This window comes from Lutibacter oceani (assembly GCF_003384935.1).
Lineage (GTDB): Bacteria > Bacteroidota > Bacteroidia > Flavobacteriales > Flavobacteriaceae > Lutibacter > Lutibacter oceani.
This window is the reverse complement of the sequence record NZ_QTTQ01000011.1, coordinates 374962-394860: the sequence shown is the minus strand read 5'-3', so window position 1 is coordinate 394860 and position 19899 is coordinate 374962. Positions and strand designations below refer to the sequence as shown.

Here is a 19899-nt window from a genome sequence, read left to right as displayed (position 1 = left end):
AATAAAGTTAAAAATGAGTAAAAAAACTTTTTTTTGTGTTGATGCACATACTTGCGGAAATCCTGTAAGAGTTATTGCGGGTGGAGGTCCAAATTTAAAAGGTGCAAATATGAGCGAAAAGCGTCAGCATTTTTTAAAAGAATTCGACTGGATTCGAACAGGCTTGATGTTTGAGCCGCGTGGGCACGATATGATGAGTGGAAGTATTTTATTTCCTCCACATAATGAAGCTAATGATTTTTCAATTTTATTTATTGAAACTTCAGGTTGTTTGCCAATGTGCGGTCACGGTACAATTGGTACAATAACTATTGCTATTGAAGAGGGATTGGTAACTCCAAAAAAACCAGGAAAACTTAAAATGGAAGCACCTGCTGGGTTGGTAGAAATTGAATATCAGCAAACAGGTAAAAAAGTAGATTGGGTAAAATTAACCAATGTAAAATCTTATTTAGCAGCAGAAAATTTAACAATTGATTGTCCTGAATTGGGTGAAATTACTTTTGATGTAGCTTATGGGGGGAATTATTATGCAATTGTAGATTCTCAAAAAAACTTTAGTGGAGTACAAGATTTTACTGCAAGTAAATTAATTCAGTATTCTCAAATTGTTAGAAAAAGAATCAATGAAAATTATCTGAATTTATTTGTACATCCTGAAGATGAAACAATTAAAGATGTGAGTCATATTATGTGGACTGGAAAACCCATTGATGAAACTTCATCTGGAAGAAATGCCGTTTTTTATGGCGATAAAGCGATAGATCGTTCACCTTGCGGAACAGGAACTTCAGCAAGAATGGCTCAATTATATGCAAAAGGGAAATTGAAGAAAGGAGAAGAATACATTCACGAAAGTTATATTGGTTCTAAATTTATTGGTAGCATTGAAGAAGAAACGACCTTAGATGATAGAAAAGCAATTGTGCCAAGTATACAAGGTTGGGCAAAAATATATGGATATAACACCATTATTATTGACGATGAAGACGATCCTTATGCGCACGGATTTCAAGTTTTATAAAAGATGAGTAAAAAAGTTGTAATTATTGGTGGCGGAATTATTGGATTGTGTGCTGCATATTATTTAGCGAAAGAAGGGAATGAGGTAACTGTTATTGACAAAACTGAGATGTTAGATGGAGCTTCATATGGAAATGCAGGTATGATTGTTCCAAGTCATATAATTCCATTGGCTCAGCCAGGTGTTATCCATCAGGGAATTAAATGGATGTTCAATGCAAAAAGTCCGTTTTACATTAAACCAAGCGTTAATTTAGATTTGATTACTTGGCTCTATAAGTTTTATAAAAATTCGAATCAAAACCATGTTGATAATTCTATAGCTCATTTAAAAAATCTTTCATTTTTAAGTAAAGAATTGTATCAGGAATTTGCAAAGATATCCGATCAATTTTTATATGAAGAGAAAGGTTTATTGATGTTGTACCAAACCGAAAAAGTTGGTGAAGAAGAAATTAGAACAGCTGAAATAGCACAACGTTTTGGAATAGAAGTTGATTTTTTAGATAAAAATGGAATTCAAAATTTAGAAAAAAACACAAATGTAAATGCCTTAGGAGCTGTTCATTATAAATCGGATGCACATTTATCACCTAATCTGTTTTTAAAATTCTTAAAAGAAGAATTGTTAAAAATGAATGTTGAATTATTTCCAAAAACAGCAATTGTTAATTTTAAATCAGTAGAAAATACTATTCAGGAAATTGAAACAAATAAAGGAATAATTAAAGCAGATTCTTTTGTGGTTGCAGCAGGTTCCTGGAGTCCAGAGGTTTTAAGTAAATTAGGTGTTAAATTATCATTATTGCCAGGAAAAGGGTATAGTTTTAATGTTTCAAAACAACTTGATTCGCCAATAATTCCATCAATTTTATGTGAAGGAAAAGTGGCAGTAACACCCTTAAATTCTACAATTAGATTTGGAGGAACTTTAGAAATAACGAATACGAACGATACCCGAATAAATTTGAAGCGATTAGGTGGAATTATTGATAAAATTAATAATTTTTACCCAGAATTAAAAATTCAAACTCCTGAAAATGAAACAATTTGGTCTGGTTTTAGACCTTGCACACCATCGGGTTTACCAATTATTGAAAAATCGAAAAAGTTTTCCAATTTAATTATTTCAACAGGTCATGCAATGATGGGTTTAAGTTTGGCTCCTGCAACTGGAAAACTTGTGAGTGAATTAGTTTCTGATATGCAAACATCTATTGATATTTCAGCATTTAAAAACAGGTAATCAATTTTTATGTATTTTTGACAGATGACTTTTATTGATATTTTAATAAAATTGCGAAAAATTGTACGCTCTGTTAACCTAGAAAGTAAACGAGTTGAAAAGGAGCAAGGTGTAAGTATTCCTCAACTATTATGTTTGCAGTTTTTAGCTGAACAAGAAGATTTTAGAACAAATGCAGCAAAGCTTAAGGAATTTTTAAACTTAAATGCCAGTACTATTTCTGGAATTTTAGGAAGATTGGAAAAGAAAGGATTGGTTGCGAAACTTCCAAAAGCTTCAGATAAAAGGGTTACATTAATATCATTAACAGCTAGTGGAATGAAGTTAATCCAATCTGCACCAATAACTTTTCAACAAAAATTAAGTGAAAAACTACAAGCGCTTCCTCCTGAAAAATTACAAACAATTATTGACGGAATTGATATATTAACTGATATTATGGAAGTTGATGAGGTTGATGCTTCACCAATAATAACTTCTGAAGAATATCCTTCTGAGTAAATAATCTCTAATATTTTACTGCTTTTATTTTTTTATTAATTTTAAATATGTTCTACAGAAACTATATGTTATTTGTAAAAATAATTAATAAATCATATTAAATATTAGATATTTAGTTCTTTTTATTAAATTTAAATCATAAAAGCTTGTTTAATATTAATTGTTTCTGTAGAAACAATTTCGTATTTTAGCAGAAATCAAAAATAATTAAAATACATATATGTTAATAATACCAGTAAAAGAAGGTGAAAATATTGATAGAGCTTTAAAACGTTATAAAAGAAAAACTAGAAATACCAAGCTGTTAAATAATTTAAGAGAGAATAAACATTACACAAAAAAATCTGTAAAAAGAAGAAAGCAAATAGAAAAAGCTTCTTACAAACAACATTTACAAGATCAAGAAAACCAATAAATGGACAATTTTAAAATTTATAACAAAGAATTTAAACCAACGGAAAAAGAAAAAAAAGAAATTGTTGCTTTTTTATTTAAGCACCTACAAGAATATGGAGATAAAACAGAAGATATTAGCAAATGTTTTGATTTTGCAGTAAAGGATTCCAAAGAAAAATTGGGAGGTTTTGTGTTGGCTCTTCTTGAAAATGGCGAAATTAAAGGTGTTACAATTGTTAATAAGACAGGGATGTCAGGTTACATTCCAGAAAATATACTTGTTTATATAGCTGTTCATGAAGATGCAAGAGGTAAAGGTTTTGGTAAAAAACTAATGAATAAAGCAATTGAATTGGCTGATGGTGATATCGCACTGCATGTTGAACCAAACAATCCAGCTAAAATTTTATATGAAAAATTAGGCTTCGAAAACAAATACTTAGAAATGCGGCTTAAAAAACAACTCTAAATGCCATGGCTTTTTTAGATATTGTTGTTTTTGCGGTTTATATGATTGCAGTATTGGGAATTGGGTTTTATTTTTTTAAAAAAAATGAAACTGTAAAAGATTACTATATTGGTGGGGGAGAAATGAGTAGTTTGCACGTTGGGTTATCTGTTGTGGCAACAGATGTTGGAGGAGGATTTTCAATTGGGTTAGGTGGACTGGGATTTGTTATGGGAATTTCTGGTTCATGGATGCTCTTTACAGGACTTATAGGTGCTTGGTTAAGCGCTGTTTTTTTGATTCCAAAGGTGGTGAAATTAGGTAATTTACACGGCTTTTTAACTTTTCCTGAATTTTTAAAACACAGTTATGGAACTACAGTTGCTATGGTTGCCGGTATTATTTCCTTTATTGGATATTTAGGTTTTACTTCGTCACAGTTTCTTGCAGGTGCAAAGTTAGCAGTTGGTACATTTCCTTCGCTTGATTTGAATCAGGCTTTATTGATAATGGGAGGTGTAGCACTTATTTATACTGTTTTTGGCGGTATGAAAGCTGTAATTTACACAGATACTTTTCAGTGGATAATTTTAATGGTAGGGTTAATATTCATAGGGATTCCTTTTGCATATAGTTATTTAGGAGGTTATGAAACTATTGTTAAAATACTTCCTCAAAAATATTTCTCATTGCAAAATGTTTCATTAGTACAAATAGTAAATTGGTTTGTAATTATAGTTCCTATTTGGTTTGTTGGAATGACGCTTTACCAAAGAATCTATGCCTGTAAAGATGAAAAAACTGCGAAGAAAGCTTGGTTTATTGCTGGACTTTTTGAATACCCAATTATGGCTTTTATGGGGGTAATTCTAGGTTTATTTGCACGAGTAGCGGCTGCAAAAGGAGTTTTTATTTCTGACGGATTTGAAAGCGAAATAGGAATGGATCCTGAAATGGGAATGCCATTACTTTTAAAGCATGTATTGCCAGTAGGTCTAATGGGGTTGATGTTGTCAGCTTATTTTTCAGCAATAATGTCCACGGCAGATAGTTGTTTGTTGGCAGCATCTGGTAATTTTGTGACAGATATTTTAGGGTTTAAAAAACTTAATAAAAAATCTATAAGAGTTTCTCAAATTGTTACTTTTTTGGTTGGGGGAATAGCAATAATTATTGCTACTACAATGCAAAGTGTTCTAGAGCTTATGCTATTATCCTATTCCTTTATGGTTTCAGGGCTTTTAATACCTGTTATAGGGGTGTTAATATCAAAAAAAAGAAAACCTGTGGCTGCTTTATCTTCAATGATAATTGGAGGGTCTTCTACATTAATTTTAACATTTATTGGAGTTGAAATCCCATATGGTTTTGATCCGATTTTAGTAGGGATTTTACTGTCCTTATTAACGTATTTAGTCGTTAAAAAATAAACTAAAGAAAATTATTATGATTAATACATCAGTTATTGAAGAAATAAATTATTTAACAAATTTCCGAAAGAAATTGCATCAATTCCCTGAATTATCAGATAACGAGAAGCAAACAGCCCAAGCAGTTGTTGATGAGTTAAAACTATGTAATCCAACAACTATTATAACTAAACTAGGAGGGCATGGTGTAGCAGCTATTTTTAAGGGTTCTTTAAAAGGAGATACCATTCTCTTTAGAGCAGAATTAGATGCACTACCTATTATAGAGGAAAATACTTTTGAACATGCATCTCAATACCCAGGAATTTCTCATAAGTGTGGTCACGATGGACATGCTACTATACTAATTGGTTTGGCAAGAATTTTAAAATTAAATCCACTTTTAAAAGGGGAAGTTATTTTGTTATTTCAACCTGCAGAAGAAAACGGAAATGGTGCGAAAGCAGTTTTGGAGGATGAAAAATTTAAATCAATTAAACCTGATTTTGTTTTTGCTTTACATAATGTACCTGACTATGATAAAGGTGCGATTATTATTAAAACCAATTCGTTTACACCTTCAGTTACAAGTTTAAAAATTACCTTAAAAGGAAAAAACTCTCATGCTGCAGAGCCAGAGAATGGTATCAATCCCGATTTAGCTTTACAAGAATTAATAGTTGCTATTAAAGCTTTAGCTGATACTAATATAGATAATGAAACATTTTCAGTAATTACAACCGTTTATGCTACTTTAGGATCTAAAGATTATGGTATTTCAGCTGATTACGCGGAATTACATTTTACAATACGATGTTGGACAGCAAATCAATTAAATGACTTAAAAGAAATTATTGCTACCCTAATAAAAAATATTAGTAAAAAACATCAGCTTAAATATACGTTGGATTGGATTTACGAATTTGATTCAAATAATAATAATGACAAAGCAGTAGATTATATTTTAAAAGCAGCTGAATCTAATTCTTTTAACATTATAAAAAAGCCAACGCCATTTAAATGGGGTGAAGATTTTGGAACATTTACCCAACAATTTAAAGGTGCAATGTTTGGGTTAGGTTCTGGTGTACAAACACCAGCCTTGCACAACCCAGATTATGATTTTCCTGATGAAATAACACCTTATGGGGTGCAGATGTTTTACACAATAATCAAATTAATGTATGCATAGTTCAGTAATTCAAATCAGTAAATCAGCATTAAAAAATAATATAGATTTAATAAAATCATTAATTGATAAATCTGTAACCATATCATCTGTAGTAAAAGGAAATGCTTATGGGCATAGCATTACAGAAATGGTGCCTTTACTGCAGGAACTTAATGTTAATCACTTTTCTGTATATAGTTCTTTTGAAGCAAAACAAGTATTTAAAGTAGCAAAAAAGGATTTTACAGTACTAATTATGGGAGACATTAATAGTAATGATGAGGATTGGATTATTGATAATGCTATAGAATTTTTTGTTTTCAATTTAGCAAGATTAAAACAAATGCTTTCAAAAGCAACAGAAAAAAAGCAGGTTTTAAATATTCATATTGAAATTGAAACAGGAATGAACCGAACTGGATTTAATCAAAAAGATTGGGTTCAAATTATTCAGTTAGTACACGCGAATAAAGATTTTATAAAAGTAAAAGGTTTATGTACTCATTTTGCCGGTGCGGAGAGTTTAAATAACTATGTTAGGGTAAAACATCAACAAAAAGTATTTAATAAGGCAATTAAGTATTTTAAATCTCAAGAAATTATTCCACAACAAATTCACTGCTCATGCAGCGCTGCTGTTTTAGCATTTCCTACCAAAAATTATGATATGGTTAGAGTAGGAATTTTACAATATGGTTTATGGCCAAGCAGAGAAGCTTTTATTAAATATATATCTAAACATAACATGAATACAAATCCTTTAAAACCAGTATTAAGTTGGAAATCTTATATAATGGATATAAAATATGTATCTAAAGGTGAATTTATTGGATATGGCAGTTCATATTTAGCAGAAAACGAAACTATAGTAGCTTCTATTCCGATTGGCTATGGTTATGGTTATAGCAGGAGTTTAAGTAATTTAGGAAGAGTTATCATTAACAATAACAGGTATAGCGTAATAGGTACAATTAACATGAATATGTTTCTGGTAGATATAACGTCAAGCGATTCAATTACTATAAAAGATGAAGTTATTTTAATTGGATCAAGTACTGATCTGGATATTCCGCTATCTTCATTTTGTAATCAAACAGATCAGCTTAACTACGAAGTTCTTTCAAGAATTGATAAAGACATTCCAAGAACTATTATAAAATAATTATGGCATATATAACATTAAACAGAAAATCATTAGCAATAAATTACAGTTATCTTCAACAATTGTTTAAAAAAAATGGTATTGAATGGGCACCTGTATTAAAGATGCTTTGTGGAAATAAAACATATCTTGAATATGTATTATCCTTAGGGGATGAACAAGTTTGTGATGCTCGATTATCCAATTTAAAAAAGATAAAATCAATAAATCCTAAAAAAGAAACGGTATATATAAAACCACCTGCAAAAAGAAGCATAGCTAAGGTGGTAAAATATGCTGACGTTAGTTTTAATACAGAGTATACAACCATAAAATGGCTGTCTGAAGAAGCCGTAAAACAAGAAAAAATCCACCGAATTATTATTATGATAGAATTGGGTGATCTACGTGAAGGGATTTTGGGTGAGCATTTAATGGCGTTTTATAAAAAAGTATTTGAGTTGCCTAACATTAAAGTATCAGGTATTGGAGCAAATCTAAATTGTTTAAGTGGGGTAATGCCTAGCAAAGATAAATTAATTCAATTAAGTTTATATGAGCAATTGATTGAAGCTAAATTTGGAAAAAAAATTGATTATGTTTCTGGTGGATCTTCCGTTATGATCCCACTTTTATTAAAAAAACAAATTCCAAAAGGAGTTAATCATTTTAGAATTGGAGAAACCTTATTTTTCGGGGTTGATTTATTTTCAAATAAAACAGTTCCAAAAATGAAGGATGATGTTTTTTTGCTTTTTGCTGAAATTATTGAAATAACCGAAAAATCTATTGTCCCTTATGGTAATTTAGAAGAAAACCCATCGGGAGAAACAATTGATATTAATCAGGAAGATTATGGAAGAAATCATAGCAGAGGAATTTTAGATATAGGGCTTTTAGATATTTCTAAAACTGAATTCATTATTCCTGTTGATAAAAATATTTCCTTTATTGGCGCTAGTTCTGATATGTTGGTTGTTGATTTAAGCAAAACGAAAAAAAAATATAAAGTGGGTGACTTGGTAAGCTTTAAAATGAAATATATGGGTGCTTTACGAATTATGAATTCTGAGTACATAGAAAAGAAGCTGGTTTAATAAATTACCCCATCACTTGTTTTTTTAGAATTGCATTAAAAGAAATAAAATTTCTTTAAAATTGATTTTAAAGCAAAAAAACTTCCTTATTTTTAGAGCCCTTTTCCGTTGAAAGAGAAATATAAATAAAAACATATGAAATTTTATAAATCCCTACTATTATTTATTGTTATAAGTTTTTCAATTGTTGGTTGTAGAATAAAACTTGAACCTGTTGAAATTTTAACGTTTCAACAAAAAATTGAAAAATTATTTCCAAATGCTGAAGTTACCGAAATGGAAGTAAAGGATCATTTTACAAAAGCGTTTCAAATAATTTTAGATCAACCTTTAGATCATAAAAATCCTGAGGCAGGTACTTTTAAGCATTATATGTATTTATCTCATGTAGACGAAGCAAAACCAACAGTTATTATTACTGAAGGCTATAATGCAGTTCCAAGAACGTACGAATTAAGTAAAATTTTTAAGGGAAATCAAGTACAAGTTGAATATCGTTTTTATGGGAAATCCCGCCCAGATTCTATTCAATGGCAATATTTAAAAAATGACCAGGCAATTGAAGATTACCATAAAATAGTAACAAAATTAAAACGAATTTATTCAGGAAAATGGATTTCAACAGGAATTAGCAAAGGAGGAGAAACAGTATTGATTTATAAAAGTAAATATCCTTGGGATGTTGAGGTAGCTGTACCTTATGTTGCTCCCTTAATAAATACTCGGGAAGACCCAAGAACAGCAGTTCATATTAAAACGGTTGGAAGTGTTACGTGTAGAGAAAAAATTTCAAAATTTCAACGAGAGGTTTTAATAAAAAGAGATTCAGTGTTAGTTGAAATTTCAAACTATGCTAAAGAAAAAGGGATGAATTTTACAGAATTATCTACTGAAGAAGCTTTAGAATACGCAGTATTGGAATTTCCTTTTTCATTTTGGCAATGGGGTGGAAATTGTGATGAAATTCCAGCTGAAACTGCAACGGCATCTCAATTTTTCAACTATATAAATAAAATAGTTGGAATTAGCTTTTACAATGATAAAACCTATTTCGATTTGTTGCCTTCCTATTATCAACATTTGACGGAGCTGGGTTATTATGGTTTTGATACTGAGCCTGTAAAAGATTTACTTGAAGTTGTTAAAAAGCCAACAAATTTACGTTTTGCGCCAAAAAATGTTGATTTAACGTATAATGCAGATTATATAAATAGAGTTCGTGATTTTGTAGAAAATCAAGGAAAAAAAATACTTTATATTTATGGTGAGTATGATACCTGGGGAGCTTGCGCCCCAACTCCAAAACCACATGTGGATGCTTTAAAAATGGTTTTAAAAGGAGGTTCTCACAGCACTAGAATTCATCATTTTTCTAAAGAAGATCAACAAAGGATTTATGATAAATTACAAAATTGGTTGGGGTATAGTGTAACTATTTATCCCTTGGAAAATTAAAATGACTTAAAAAAAAATGAATCCGATTTTAATTGAAAAAATAATTACCGTTTGTAATGATAAAATTACAAAAAAAGGAGAAAATGTAGGGTTGTCATTTTATGCTTTTTTTGAAAACAAAAATGAAAACCCGGAGTTGTTGATGGAAGTTGCCGAATGGTGGATAAAAACAAATAAATTAGACCATTTTGAAAAAGCTGTTAAAATAAAAGAGCTTGTTCTTGAATTGAAATAAGTTTAGTCCACAATACTTTTTTGACTTTTATGAAATGCGTCTGCTTTAAAATTGTAAGATGCAACCTGTTTTTATTGTTTAGCACGTTTGTAACTTGCAAAATATTTTAAATTAGTATTATGTGTTTAACTCATATTGAATACATAAAATGTTGAATTTCTTTTTTTTATGTCATTAATATTATATTTGTATATTTACCACTTAAATATATTTGTAAAAAAATAATTTTAAGATTTATTATAAAAAATTGTAAAATCAAAATCCAAACTATTTATGAAAACTTATTTTAAAGCACTCTTTTTATTGTTGTTTGTGTATTCCTGTGCACCTGAAGAAATAGAGATTGTAGGAACGGTTACTACAACTGTTTTTCCCGAAAACTCGGGAACTGTAGCTACAATTAGACAGGTTGATATGGTTCAATTAATTGCAATACCCACAGAGAACTATGTATTTAAAGGTTGGTCTTTGGAAAAAAATTCAGTTACTTTAGAAATAGTAAATCCACTTTTTGTTAACTTAGATACAACAGATAAAAATATTACAGCTGTATTTGAGAAAAAAGATTCCGATGAAGATGGTATAACAGATGATATTGACATATGCCCTGATACTCCATCTAACGAATCAGTAGATGCAAATGGATGTTCTGTTTCTCAAAGAGATACCGATGATGATGGTGTTCCTGATGATGTAGATAATTGCCCCGAAACTTCGAATCCAGCTCAATTAGATTTTGATTTAGATGGTATTGGAGACGTTTGTGATGATGATATTGATAATGATGGTGTTCTTAATGACCTAGACTTATGTTCTGAGACTCCATTAGGTGAATTAGTTAACGGTGACGGTTGTTCTGGTTCTCAAATAGGTATTCAAGGTGTTAATTTCATGAACGGATATCTTTCTGGAGGTTCTGCTGATGTTATTGAAATTGCTGTAGAGGGTGATAATGCTTATATTTATGAAGAGTTATCATCTGATCCTGACTGTAATGATAATTGGTATCCTAGAGGTTCATTGTGTGATCAAGCACCATATATAAACGATCCTGATTTTAGTTACCGTCAAGATGAAGATTCAGGAGCAACGTGGGGAATTGATGATTTTGATTTTAATGCCTATGGAATTCTTGTAATTGATTTGGGTAGCGAACAATTTATAAACTCGATGAGTGTTTTTCAGATGTTTTCAGATGGTAAGGCAACTCACATAGAAGCTTATGCATATCCAAATGCCACAGCACCACCATCTAGTGAAGATTCTAACTGGAGTCAACTTTTTCCTTACACTGAAGTAGGTGAAGGAACTGAAGTTGATGGGATAGGACAAGCTAATACTGTATCTGACCCCTTAAAAATTCAATTTTCAGGAGTATTTACTCGTTATATCATGCTTTATGTAAAAAATGATGGATCATTAGGTGATGAAGATTATATTGAATTAAGACAAATAAAAGCATTTTATACTGAATAGTAATTTATTAATTATATTGTTATAATTAATAAATAAACCTCACTTCAGTTTCTATTGAAGTGGGGTTTTATATTTTTTGCTTGGCCATTAGGTATCCCATTAGCTTACCAAGGTATCTCTATTCGGATAAAAAAAGGATAAGGTTAATTTAATGCAAGTATTAATTGGAGAAAGAGGTATTTTAAAAGTGTATTTTCGTTTGTGTGACATACGAGTATAAATCGTTTGTTACATTAAGTTTAAATATCTAAAACGTTCAAAGTATTATAATTAACGGTAGAGTAGTAAATTACCCTACAATTTTTTTCTGACTTTTATAAAAAGCATCAGCCTGAAATTGTAAAATTTCACGCGCTTTTTGTTTTTTATAATTATACAATTCCTCTTCATCAGCTAGTTCATTATAAATGGATTCATTTAGAATAGTATCAGTATTTAAAACATTATTACGTTGATTTTCTTTTTGTGTAACCCAAGTTTTAGCTGCGTTCTCAATGTCTTGTAGTTTAAAATCATATTCTCCTTTTGGGGCAATCAATTTTGAGAAAATGGGTGAAGTTTCTATGGCTAAAAACAATAAGAAAATAAAAAATGTAGGTAACCAAGGCAGTTTGTCAAGTGCATTTATTCTTGCCATTAACCCATCAAAACCATCAATAATTGGTTGTGTAGTTGTTATTTGCTCATTTTGTTGATTTATTAAAGCTGAAATTTGATTTTCCTTTTCATTTATTTTTGCTTTGTTTTCAGTTTTCAGTTGTTGCAATTCTGCCAAAGCAGCATCGTGTTTTTCTCTTTTTTCTTTATAAACAGGTCCTTTGCCCAATAATTTTGTTCCCGCAGTTCCTTCTGCTTCTGAAATATAAGTGTTATATAAAGTATTAGTTTCAAGTTCTTTTGTGGCTATTTCCTGTTTTAACTGTTCAATTTCTGTTTGAATAGTTGTAATTTCTGGAGTAAATTGATTGGCTATTTGTTCTTTATTAGCTAATGTTAAGTCGTTTTTTTGAGTTAATAAAACTTGGTTGATTTCTTTTTCAAAAATCTTCATTTCCAAAGGTTTGGAAATTACAATTGCAATAATAATTGCTAATAGAATTCTTGGTGTTGCTTGTAAAATCTCTTTCCATTTATTGTCTTGTTTTTTTATGGTAGAAACTATAAAGCGATCTAAATTAAATATAAGTAAGCCCCAAACCAATCCAAAAAATATAGCTGTATAGTAATTGTCAAATACGGTAAATAGGGCATAACTTGCAGCAATAAAAGCCATTAAAGCAGTAAAAAAAACTGTTCCACCAATTCCAGCGAATTTTGTTTGTTCAGCTTTTGAGCAGTTTTGTAAAATATCGGTATCTGCACCTGAGCACATCCAAAAAAATTGTTTAAGCATAACATAGTAGTTTGTTATGCAAATAACGTTAAATTTATAAAGTTATTATCTTGTAGAAGTATTAAATAAAAGAGATCTTATAGTATTAACATGTTTTGAAGTTATTTATTGCGTTAGGGATGGCAGTGAAAAGCCCACAGCTTAAGCGAGGACTTGTTACGTACAGCCCGACCGTAGGGAACGCCCAAAAGGAATTGATTAGAATAAAGAGGTTGTGTTAACAATTTAATAAGTGTATTTTTGCACTTTAATAAAAAATATAAAATGAGTTTATCAAGGGAATTAGAGAAACGTAGCGAATCTAAATGTGAATTATGTGGTTCTACAGAGAAATTGAGTGGTTTTGAAGTAGCGCCTTTAAAAGAAAGTATTGCAGCCTGTGAAGTTTGTATTGATCAAATTGAAAATGAGGATAATGTTGATGCAAACCATTGGAGATGTTTAAATGATAGTATGTGGAGTCAAGTTCCTGCAGTTCAGGTAATGGCTTGGCGTATGTTAACACGTTTACGAGCTGAAGGTTGGCCGCAAGATTTGTTAGATATGTTGTACTTAGATGAAGAAACTTTGGAATGGGCAAAAGCAACTGGAATTGGTGAAGATAAAAGTAATGAAATTATACACAGAGATGTGAATGGGGTTATTTTACAAGCTGGAGATTCTGTGGTTTTAATTAAAGATTTAAAAGTGAAAGGATCAAGCATGGTTGCTAAACAAGGAACTGCTGTTAGAAGAATTTCGTTAGATCGTGACAACGAAAAATACATTGAAGGTAAAGTTGGTCCTACGCAGATTGTTATTATAACGGATTATGTGAAAAAAATGTAATTAATGAAAGGTGAAAAGTGAGACGTTATTCGTGGGATGTTTGAATTTGTATGTAGGATTTGAATAGACTAAAAAATAAAAAAAAGGCTCAAATTTTAGAAATAAAATTTGAGCCTTTTTTTTATTTACTCATTTCGGTAAAGTATTTATAAAATAAAGGAATGGTTTCAATTCCTTTTAGGTAGTTAAATATTCCGAAATGTTCGTTTGGTGAATGAATAGCATCGCTATCTAAACCAAATCCCATTAAAATAGTTTTACTTTTTAATTCTTTTTCAAAAAGTGCCACAATAGGAATACTACCACCTGAACGTTGTGGAATTGCAGGTACTCCAAAACTTTCTGTATATGCTTTGTTTGCTGCCTGATATCCAATATTATCAATTGGTGTTACATATCCTTGTCCGCCATGATGTGGTGTAACCTTTACTTTTACTGCTTTTGGAGCAATACTTTCGAAGTGTTTTGTAAAAAGTTCAGTAATATTTAAATTATCTTGATTAGGAACTAATCGCATAGAAATTTTAGCATAAGCTTTACTTGCAATTACTGTTTTTGCGCCTTCACCTGTGTAACCTCCCCAAATACCGTTTACATCTAAAGTTGGTCTAATTGAGTTTCTTTCGTTAGTAGTATATCCTTTTTCTCCATAAACATCTTCAATATTTAAAGCTTTTTTATAAGCTTCCAATGAAAAAGGTGCTTTTGCCATTTCAGATCGTTCTTCTAAAGATAATTCTTCAACGTTGTCATAAAAACCAGGAATTGTAATATGGTTGTTTTCATCGTGCAAAGAAGCTATCATTTTTGCTAAAATATTTATTGGGTTTGCTACGGCTCCACCATATAAACCTGAATGTAAATCTCTGTTAGGTCCGGTTACTTCAACTTCAACATAGCTTAAACCACGTAATCCGGTAGTAATTGATGGTTGTGAGTTAGAAATCATTCCAGTATCAGAAATTAAAATAACATCGTTACTTAATTTTTCTTGGTTACGTTCTACAAACCAAGCTAAACTTGAAGAGCCAATTTCCTCTTCACCTTCAATCATAAATTTAACGTTGCAAGGTAGTTTGTCGTTGACGGTCATATATTCCAGCGCTTTTACATGCATATACATTTGACCTTTATCGTCACAAGCACCACGAGCAAAAATGGCGCCATCAGGATGTTTTTCAGTAGTTTTAATAACTGGTTCAAATGGAGGTGAGTCCCATAGGTTAATTGGGTCGGCTGGTTGTACATCATAATGTCCATAAACTAAAACAGTTGGCAAATTAGTATCAATTATTTTTTCGCCATAAACAATTGGGTATCCTGGTGTTTCGCATATTTCAACTTTATCACAACCTGCTTTTAATAGCGATTCTTTAATAGCATCAGCAGTGTTTAAAACATCTTGACTATAGGCAGAATCAGCACTTATAGAAGGTATCTTAAGTAATTCAATAAGTTCATTAATAAATCGGTCTTTATTTTGTTGTACGTATGATTTTATATTTTCCATTAAATTATAATTTGTTCATTCAAATTTAAGCAATTTTATTTGGAATAAAATGAACTTAAAAATTATTAAAAAAACTGCTTTGCAATTTTAAACTATTGTGTATATTTGCACCCACAATAATAAAGCGGGCGTGGTGGAATTGGTAGACACGCTAGACTTAGGATCTAGTGCCGCAAGGTGTGAGAGTTCGAGTCTCTCCGCCCGCACAAAAGCTCTTCGAAACTGAAGAGCTTTTTTTATGGAAAATTTTAAATAAGTTTTATAATTATTATGGTGGAGGTAGGAGAAGTTTATCCGGAGGGAATTAGAAGGGAGTTTCTCCGCCCTAATTAGAGATTTTTGAAACTGAAAATCTTTTTTGTAATATTATAAAATTGTTAGTAAGAACTTAGTAGCTGCTTCTGCCCATACCTCTTTTTTGACCACTACCTTTTGATTTTTGACTATTTTTACTTTGCTGGTTTTCAGGAGCTTTTGGATTCAATTTTTTTAGCTCAGTTTGTTGGTATTTTAGCCATGTTTTATATTGTTTTTCAGATAGTTCTTTTTCAAAAGTTGCATTTAAAGTGTTTTTTTGAAGTATTATTTTGGAACGAATTGGAGTTAGCATTTCATTTGCTTGTAACTGAAATTCTTTCATATTACTAAAATCATGAGTTAATGCAGCTTCATTTCTCTTTTTGCTTAAAAAGGATTTTACCTTATCAAAAGTTTCATAATTAAATGTTTTTATTTCATTTATTTTATTGTTGTGTTTTGAAATGGCTCTTATAATAACAGCTTTTTTGTCATCGTTTTTAATGCGTAGTTTTTTAATAATTTCATCAGTATCATACATTATTATTTTTGCCATATTCTCAGGGTTGATCGCCTGAATCATCATTTGAGAATTTTGACCTTTTTGCTGTAATGAACTTCCTTTATTTCCTCTTTGCTGTGAAAATAAAACCGTAGTAAACGTAAATAAAAATGTTAATAGAATATAATTTATAATTGATTTCATAATTGATTTTAAGTAAAATTAATTTAAAGAATAAAAGTAATCAGAATTAAAGCTATTAAATTAAATAAATTAGGTATTAACTTTATTTTAACGCTCTACCATAATTTTTTAAAACAGACTATTTAAAATGTTATTTATTACTTTTTGATTTTAAAGAAAATTTAAGAAAACAAACAAATCACAAAAAATTATTTCATCTAACTACTAAATTTATTTTTTTTTGATAAAAATGAGTATTCGTTATAACTATTTACAGAAAAACCAACAGTTAATAATTAAAAAATTAGTAAGTTAGCAACTGCTAAATTTTTAATGTATAAATAACGGTTATTTTCAATTTTAGCCAAGATACTTTTAGAAAAACTTTAAGCAAATTTTTAGATTAAATGTAACTTTTGATCAAGAGAAAAACAAAGGTGTATTTATTAAGAAATTTAACTAAACTATATATATATTATTATGACAACTAATTTCGGATTTTGGGATTATTTCATTTTTATAGCTTATGCCGTATTAATTTTGGGTGTAGGTTTATGGGTGTCCAGAGATAAAAAAGGGCATGAGAAAAATGCTGAGGATTATTTTTTAGCAAGTAAATCTTTACCTTGGTGGGCAATTGGAGCTTCTTTAATTGCAGCTAATATTTCAGCAGAACAATTTATTGGAATGTCTGGTTCTGGTTTTGCTTTGGGTTTAGCAATTGCTTCTTATGAGTGGATGGCAGCCATTACTTTAATAATTGTTGGGAAATATTTTTTACCAATTTTTATTGAGAAAGGATTATATACAATTCCAGAGTTTGTTGAAAAAAGGTTTTCAACCAATTTAAAAACAATTTTAGCTGTCTTTTGGATTGGTTTGTATGTGTTTGTAAATTTAGCTTCTGTACTGTATTTAGGAAGTTTAGCTTTAGAAACTATTATGGGTATTCCTATGATGTATGGTGTAATTGGTTTGGCATTGTTTGCAGCAGCTTATTCATTATATGGAGGGCTTTCAGCAGTGGCTTGGACAGATGTAATTCAAGTCATATTTTTAGTTTTAGGAGGTTTAGTAACTACCTATATAGCTTTAAATACAGTTTCAGATGGAGAAGGTGTTATAGCAGGTGTTAAAACTGTGTTTGAAGCTACACCAGAGCGATTTGCAATGATTTTTGATGAATCCAATAAATATTACGATATGTTGCCTGGAATAGGTGTTTTATTAGGTGGTATGTGGGTTGCGAATTTATATTATTGGGGTTTTAACCAGTATATTATTCAAAGAACTTTGGCCGCAAAATCCTTAAAAGAAGCTCAAAAAGGGATTTTATTAGCAGCAGGTTTAAAATTAATCATACCTATAATTGTTGTAGTTCCTGGAATAGCAGCTTATGTTATGGTAAACGATCCTACAATTATGGCTAGGTTAGGCGCTGAAGGTTTGAATAATTTACCAACTTTAGAACAAGCAGATAAAGCATATCCTTGGTTATTACAATTTTTACCAACAGGAATGAAAGGTGTTGCATTTGCAGCATTAGCTGCAGCAATAGTTTCATCATTAGCTTCTATGTTAAACTCAACTTCTACCATTTTTACAATGGATATTTATAAACAATATATCAACCCTACAGCAAGTGATAAATCTACAGTGAATGTAGGAAGAATATCTGCAGCAGTTGCGTTGATAATTGCTAGTATTATGGCTCCGTTATTAGGAGGTATTGACCAAGCTTTCCAATTTATACAGGAATATACAGGAATTGTAAGTCCTGGTATTTTAGCAGTATTTATGTTAGGTTTATTTTGGAAGAAAACAACTAACAAAGCAGCAATTGTTGGTGCTTTAGCTTCAATTCCGATAGCATTATATTTTAAAGTAGCTCCTAACGGATGGTCTACTAGTTCAGCCTTTGTTAATGTTCCTTTTATGGATCAAATGGGATATACTGTTTTATTAACTGCCGGAATTATTGCACTTGTAAGTTACATGCAACATAAAGGTGCAGATGATGAAAAAGGAATTCCAATTACTAAAGAATTATTTAAAACAAGCCCATTATTTAATATTGGAGCATTTGCGGTTATGCTTATTATTGTTGCACTTTACGCCGCATTTTGGAATTAGAATTTTAAATTATTACAATCACAAATCAAATAAAAAGCCTTCATCTGAAGGCTTTTTATTTGATTTGTGATTGGAGTTCTTATTACTTATTGAACTTAAATAAAGATTTTTTGTTTTAGTTCTTCCAGGTCTTTTTCTTATGTGAATACCTTCAGTTTGTTCAAATTATTGTTTTACATTAAATTTATTTTTTTATCTAAAACTCCAATTATTGTAGCTATTAGATTTTTCTATTTTATTTTCTAAATCATCAGGTAATTGTGAAAAAAAATCAATACCTGTTAATGTTTCAATTTCGTCTATACTAGTAACAAATTTATAAAGATTTTTGTTTGAATCTTCGTGCGGTATTAAAAAAGCAATTGCTTTAATTTCAGGCTCATGGTAATCTAAAATAATTTTATAAAAATAGTTCGGAACACCTACTTTTTCACTTCCAATTGTTTTTAAATCAGTTGATAAAATTCCCCCTGTAACTATATACAAACTTTTATATTTAGTTGCCCAATACCGTGTTTTTTGCTCTAAGCGATTCCAGATACCTGAATTAAATTGATGATTTTGAGGTGAGATATTACTTGTTAAAAAAGTTTCATCATGTGCTAATTTTGAAAACTGCCTATCAGCGGCAGGGCATAAATGTCCCTTGTCATATCCAGAATTTGAATAATTTTTATAGTGTGCACTTTTTGTTTTTACTTTTGAATCCTTTTCAAAATAAGGTCTTTTAAAATCTGTTGAAACTATTTGATCACTTGTTAAGCTATATGCCACCCATTCAGCTTGTTCAAAGGGCTCATTATAACTTAATGAATAGTAATTGTGATGCACAATTTGACCGGTAGTTGAAGTTGGTAAAAAGTTAGTTGTTGATAATTTAATATTTTCCTTTTTTGTTGCCAATTCTTCAAAAGAATAATTATCCCAAATAAAAAATAGGACTGCAAAAAAAATGCTTAGAAAAACATAAATAGTTTTTCTATTTTTCACTTTTTAAAGGTATTTCATTAAAATTTTCGGTTTTTGGTAGTTCTTCAAAAATTTTAATAAATTTAGTTGGTGGAACTGTTAGTTTTCTTTTTACTAAATCAATCCAAGCTCCATATACCTTTATTTCAGCAGATAAGATACCATCTTTATTGAATATTTGATGGTTAAATCGCCAACGTTCTATGCCTTTTGAAACACCTTCTAATTCCATTTTTACAGTAATATTTTCGCCGATATGGATTTCTTTGTAAAAGGAAGTTTCTTCTTTAAATAAAATAGGACCAATATTTAGTTTGGCAAATTCATTAATTGATAAACCATGTTCTTGAAAGTAACGTACTCTTACTTCTGCAGCATAATCATTATATGCAGTATGTCTCATGTGTCTGTTTGGGTCAAAATCTGACCATTTTGTATTGAAAGTAACCTGAAAATTCATCTATTATTTTTTGAAAAAGCAAATTT

At 30.3% G+C, this 19899-nt stretch carries 19 protein-coding genes and 1 tRNA gene; 15 read left to right on the top strand and 5 right to left on the bottom strand.

Going from position 1 to position 19899, the window contains the following annotated elements; translation table 11 throughout:
* Positions 1-13: 13 nt before the first annotated feature.
* The 12 genes from BX611_RS11045 (at position 14) to BX611_RS10990 (ending at position 11598) form a co-directional block, all read left to right on the top strand.
* A complete protein-coding gene (locus BX611_RS11045) occupies positions 14-1024 on the top strand; it encodes a 4-hydroxyproline epimerase (RefSeq protein ID WP_115881183.1) in 1011 nt (336 codons plus the stop codon).
* Positions 1025-1027: 3 nt separating this feature from the next.
* The gene (locus tag BX611_RS11040) at positions 1028-2269 is read left to right on the top strand and encodes an NAD(P)/FAD-dependent oxidoreductase (RefSeq protein WP_115881181.1); all 1242 of its coding nucleotides are present in this window, start codon (positions 1028-1030) and stop codon (positions 2267-2269) included.
* Positions 2270-2320: 51 nt separating this feature from the next.
* Positions 2321-2770 (top strand): MarR family winged helix-turn-helix transcriptional regulator, encoded by a 450-nt coding sequence (locus BX611_RS11035; protein ID WP_205417118.1) that lies wholly within the window; start codon positions 2321-2323, stop codon positions 2768-2770.
* A 220-nt stretch (positions 2771-2990) separates the two neighbouring features.
* Positions 2991-3185 (top strand): 30S ribosomal protein S21, encoded by a 195-nt coding sequence (rpsU, locus tag BX611_RS11030; RefSeq protein WP_115881177.1) that lies wholly within the window; start codon positions 2991-2993, stop codon positions 3183-3185.
* The gene (locus tag BX611_RS11025) at positions 3186-3635 is read left to right on the top strand and encodes a GNAT family N-acetyltransferase (RefSeq protein ID WP_115881175.1); all 450 of its coding nucleotides are present in this window, start codon (positions 3186-3188) and stop codon (positions 3633-3635) included.
* Positions 3636-3640: 5 nt separating this feature from the next.
* Positions 3641-5044, top strand: a complete 1404-nt coding sequence (locus BX611_RS11020) for a sodium:solute symporter family protein (RefSeq protein ID WP_115881173.1) — start codon at positions 3641-3643, stop codon at positions 5042-5044.
* A 16-nt stretch (positions 5045-5060) separates the two neighbouring features.
* A complete protein-coding gene (locus tag BX611_RS11015; RefSeq protein ID WP_115881171.1) occupies positions 5061-6215 on the top strand; it encodes an amidohydrolase in 1155 nt (384 codons plus the stop codon).
* Positions 6208-7356 carry an alanine racemase gene (gene alr / locus BX611_RS11010; RefSeq protein ID WP_115881169.1) on the top strand — a complete coding sequence of 383 codons (1149 nt, stop codon included), beginning with the start codon at positions 6208-6210 and terminating at the stop codon, positions 7354-7356. Before BX611_RS11015 ends, alr begins: the two co-directional genes overlap by 8 nt.
* Positions 7357-7358: 2 nt before the next feature.
* The gene (locus BX611_RS11005; RefSeq protein WP_115881167.1) at positions 7359-8432 is read left to right on the top strand and encodes an alanine racemase; all 1074 of its coding nucleotides are present in this window, start codon (positions 7359-7361) and stop codon (positions 8430-8432) included.
* 135 nt (positions 8433-8567) lie between these two features.
* Entirely contained in the window at positions 8568-9887 is a 1320-nt protein-coding gene (locus tag BX611_RS11000; RefSeq protein WP_115881165.1) for a S28 family serine protease, read from the top strand.
* 16 nt (positions 9888-9903) lie between these two features.
* Positions 9904-10122, top strand: a complete 219-nt coding sequence (locus tag BX611_RS10995; RefSeq protein ID WP_115881163.1) for a DUF6500 family protein — start codon at positions 9904-9906, stop codon at positions 10120-10122.
* Between the two features lie 273 nt (positions 10123-10395).
* Entirely contained in the window at positions 10396-11598 is a 1203-nt protein-coding gene (locus tag BX611_RS10990) for a thrombospondin type 3 repeat-containing protein (protein WP_115881161.1), read from the top strand.
* A gap of 289 nt (positions 11599-11887) precedes the next feature.
* Here the strand turns inward: BX611_RS10990 and BX611_RS10985 are convergent, their stop codons facing one another.
* The gene (locus tag BX611_RS10985; RefSeq protein ID WP_115881159.1) at positions 11888-12991 is read right to left on the bottom strand and encodes a DUF4407 domain-containing protein; all 1104 of its coding nucleotides are present in this window, start codon (positions 12989-12991) and stop codon (positions 11888-11890) included.
* A 264-nt stretch (positions 12992-13255) separates the two neighbouring features.
* Here BX611_RS10985 and BX611_RS10980 point away from each other — a divergent pair, with 264 nt between their 5' ends.
* Positions 13256-13819: a PhnA domain-containing protein gene (locus tag BX611_RS10980; RefSeq protein ID WP_115881157.1), complete on the top strand. Its 564-nt coding sequence runs from the start codon at positions 13256-13258 to the stop codon at positions 13817-13819.
* Between the two features lie 121 nt (positions 13820-13940).
* On the opposite strand, the gene BX611_RS10975 is transcribed toward BX611_RS10980, so the two are convergent.
* Entirely contained in the window at positions 13941-15329 is a 1389-nt protein-coding gene (locus tag BX611_RS10975; RefSeq protein ID WP_115881155.1) for a dipeptidase, read from the bottom strand.
* 124 nt (positions 15330-15453) lie between these two features.
* Between BX611_RS10975 and BX611_RS10970 the strand changes: the two genes are divergently transcribed.
* A tRNA-Leu gene (locus tag BX611_RS10970) sits at positions 15454-15535 on the top strand.
* 182 nt (positions 15536-15717) lie between these two features.
* Here BX611_RS10970 and BX611_RS10965 read toward each other — a convergent pair.
* Positions 15718-16332: a hypothetical protein gene (locus BX611_RS10965; protein WP_115881153.1), complete on the bottom strand. Its 615-nt coding sequence runs from the start codon at positions 16330-16332 to the stop codon at positions 15718-15720.
* A 459-nt stretch (positions 16333-16791) separates the two neighbouring features.
* On the opposite strand from BX611_RS10965, the gene BX611_RS10960 reads away from it, so the two are divergent.
* Positions 16792-18444 carry a sodium/sugar symporter gene (locus BX611_RS10960; RefSeq protein ID WP_115881151.1) on the top strand — a complete coding sequence of 551 codons (1653 nt, stop codon included), beginning with the start codon at positions 16792-16794 and terminating at the stop codon, positions 18442-18444.
* 192 nt (positions 18445-18636) lie between these two features.
* On the opposite strand, the gene BX611_RS10955 is transcribed toward BX611_RS10960, so the two are convergent.
* Together BX611_RS10955 and BX611_RS10950 are read right to left on the bottom strand one after the other, a co-directional pair.
* On the bottom strand, positions 18637-19434 hold the full coding sequence (locus BX611_RS10955) for a DNA/RNA non-specific endonuclease (RefSeq protein ID WP_115881149.1): 798 nt from the start codon (positions 19432-19434) through the stop codon (positions 18637-18639).
* Positions 19424-19873: an acyl-CoA thioesterase gene (locus tag BX611_RS10950; protein ID WP_115881147.1), complete on the bottom strand. Its 450-nt coding sequence runs from the start codon at positions 19871-19873 to the stop codon at positions 19424-19426. Before BX611_RS10950 ends, BX611_RS10955 begins: the two co-directional genes overlap by 11 nt.
* Positions 19874-19899: the final 26 nt, after the last annotated feature.

Bases quoted from the DNA above. Each gene is read 5' to 3' on its own strand.
- BX611_RS10995 (WP_115881163.1), top strand. From the start codon at position 9,904: ATGAATCCGATTTTAATTGAAAAAATAATTACCGTTTGTAATGATAAA.
- BX611_RS10980 (WP_115881157.1), top strand. From the start codon at position 13,256: ATGAGTTTATCAAGGGAATTAGAGAAACGTAGCGAATCTAAATGTGAA.
- BX611_RS11000 (WP_115881165.1), top strand. From the start codon at position 8,568: ATGAAATTTTATAAATCCCTACTATTATTTATTGTTATAAGTTTTTCA.
- BX611_RS11020 (WP_115881173.1), top strand. From the start codon at position 3,641: ATGGCTTTTTTAGATATTGTTGTTTTTGCGGTTTATATGATTGCAGTA.
- BX611_RS10950 (WP_115881147.1), bottom strand. From the start codon at position 19,873: ATGAATTTTCAGGTTACTTTCAATACAAAATGGTCAGATTTTGACCCA.
- BX611_RS11015 (WP_115881171.1), top strand. From the start codon at position 5,061: ATGATTAATACATCAGTTATTGAAGAAATAAATTATTTAACAAATTTC.
- alr (WP_115881169.1), top strand. From the start codon at position 6,208: ATGCATAGTTCAGTAATTCAAATCAGTAAATCAGCATTAAAAAATAAT.
- BX611_RS10960 (WP_115881151.1), top strand. From the start codon at position 16,792: ATGACAACTAATTTCGGATTTTGGGATTATTTCATTTTTATAGCTTAT.
- BX611_RS11045 (WP_115881183.1), top strand. From the start codon at position 14: ATGAGTAAAAAAACTTTTTTTTGTGTTGATGCACATACTTGCGGAAAT.
- BX611_RS10965 (WP_115881153.1), bottom strand. From the start codon at position 16,332: ATGAAATCAATTATAAATTATATTCTATTAACATTTTTATTTACGTTT.
- BX611_RS10975 (WP_115881155.1), bottom strand. From the start codon at position 15,329: ATGGAAAATATAAAATCATACGTACAACAAAATAAAGACCGATTTATT.
- BX611_RS10990 (WP_115881161.1), top strand. From the start codon at position 10,396: ATGAAAACTTATTTTAAAGCACTCTTTTTATTGTTGTTTGTGTATTCC.
- BX611_RS11040 (WP_115881181.1), top strand. From the start codon at position 1,028: ATGAGTAAAAAAGTTGTAATTATTGGTGGCGGAATTATTGGATTGTGT.
- BX611_RS11005 (WP_115881167.1), top strand. From the start codon at position 7,359: ATGGCATATATAACATTAAACAGAAAATCATTAGCAATAAATTACAGT.
- rpsU (WP_115881177.1), top strand. From the start codon at position 2,991: ATGTTAATAATACCAGTAAAAGAAGGTGAAAATATTGATAGAGCTTTA.
- BX611_RS11025 (WP_115881175.1), top strand. From the start codon at position 3,186: ATGGACAATTTTAAAATTTATAACAAAGAATTTAAACCAACGGAAAAA.
- BX611_RS10985 (WP_115881159.1), bottom strand. From the start codon at position 12,991: ATGCTTAAACAATTTTTTTGGATGTGCTCAGGTGCAGATACCGATATT.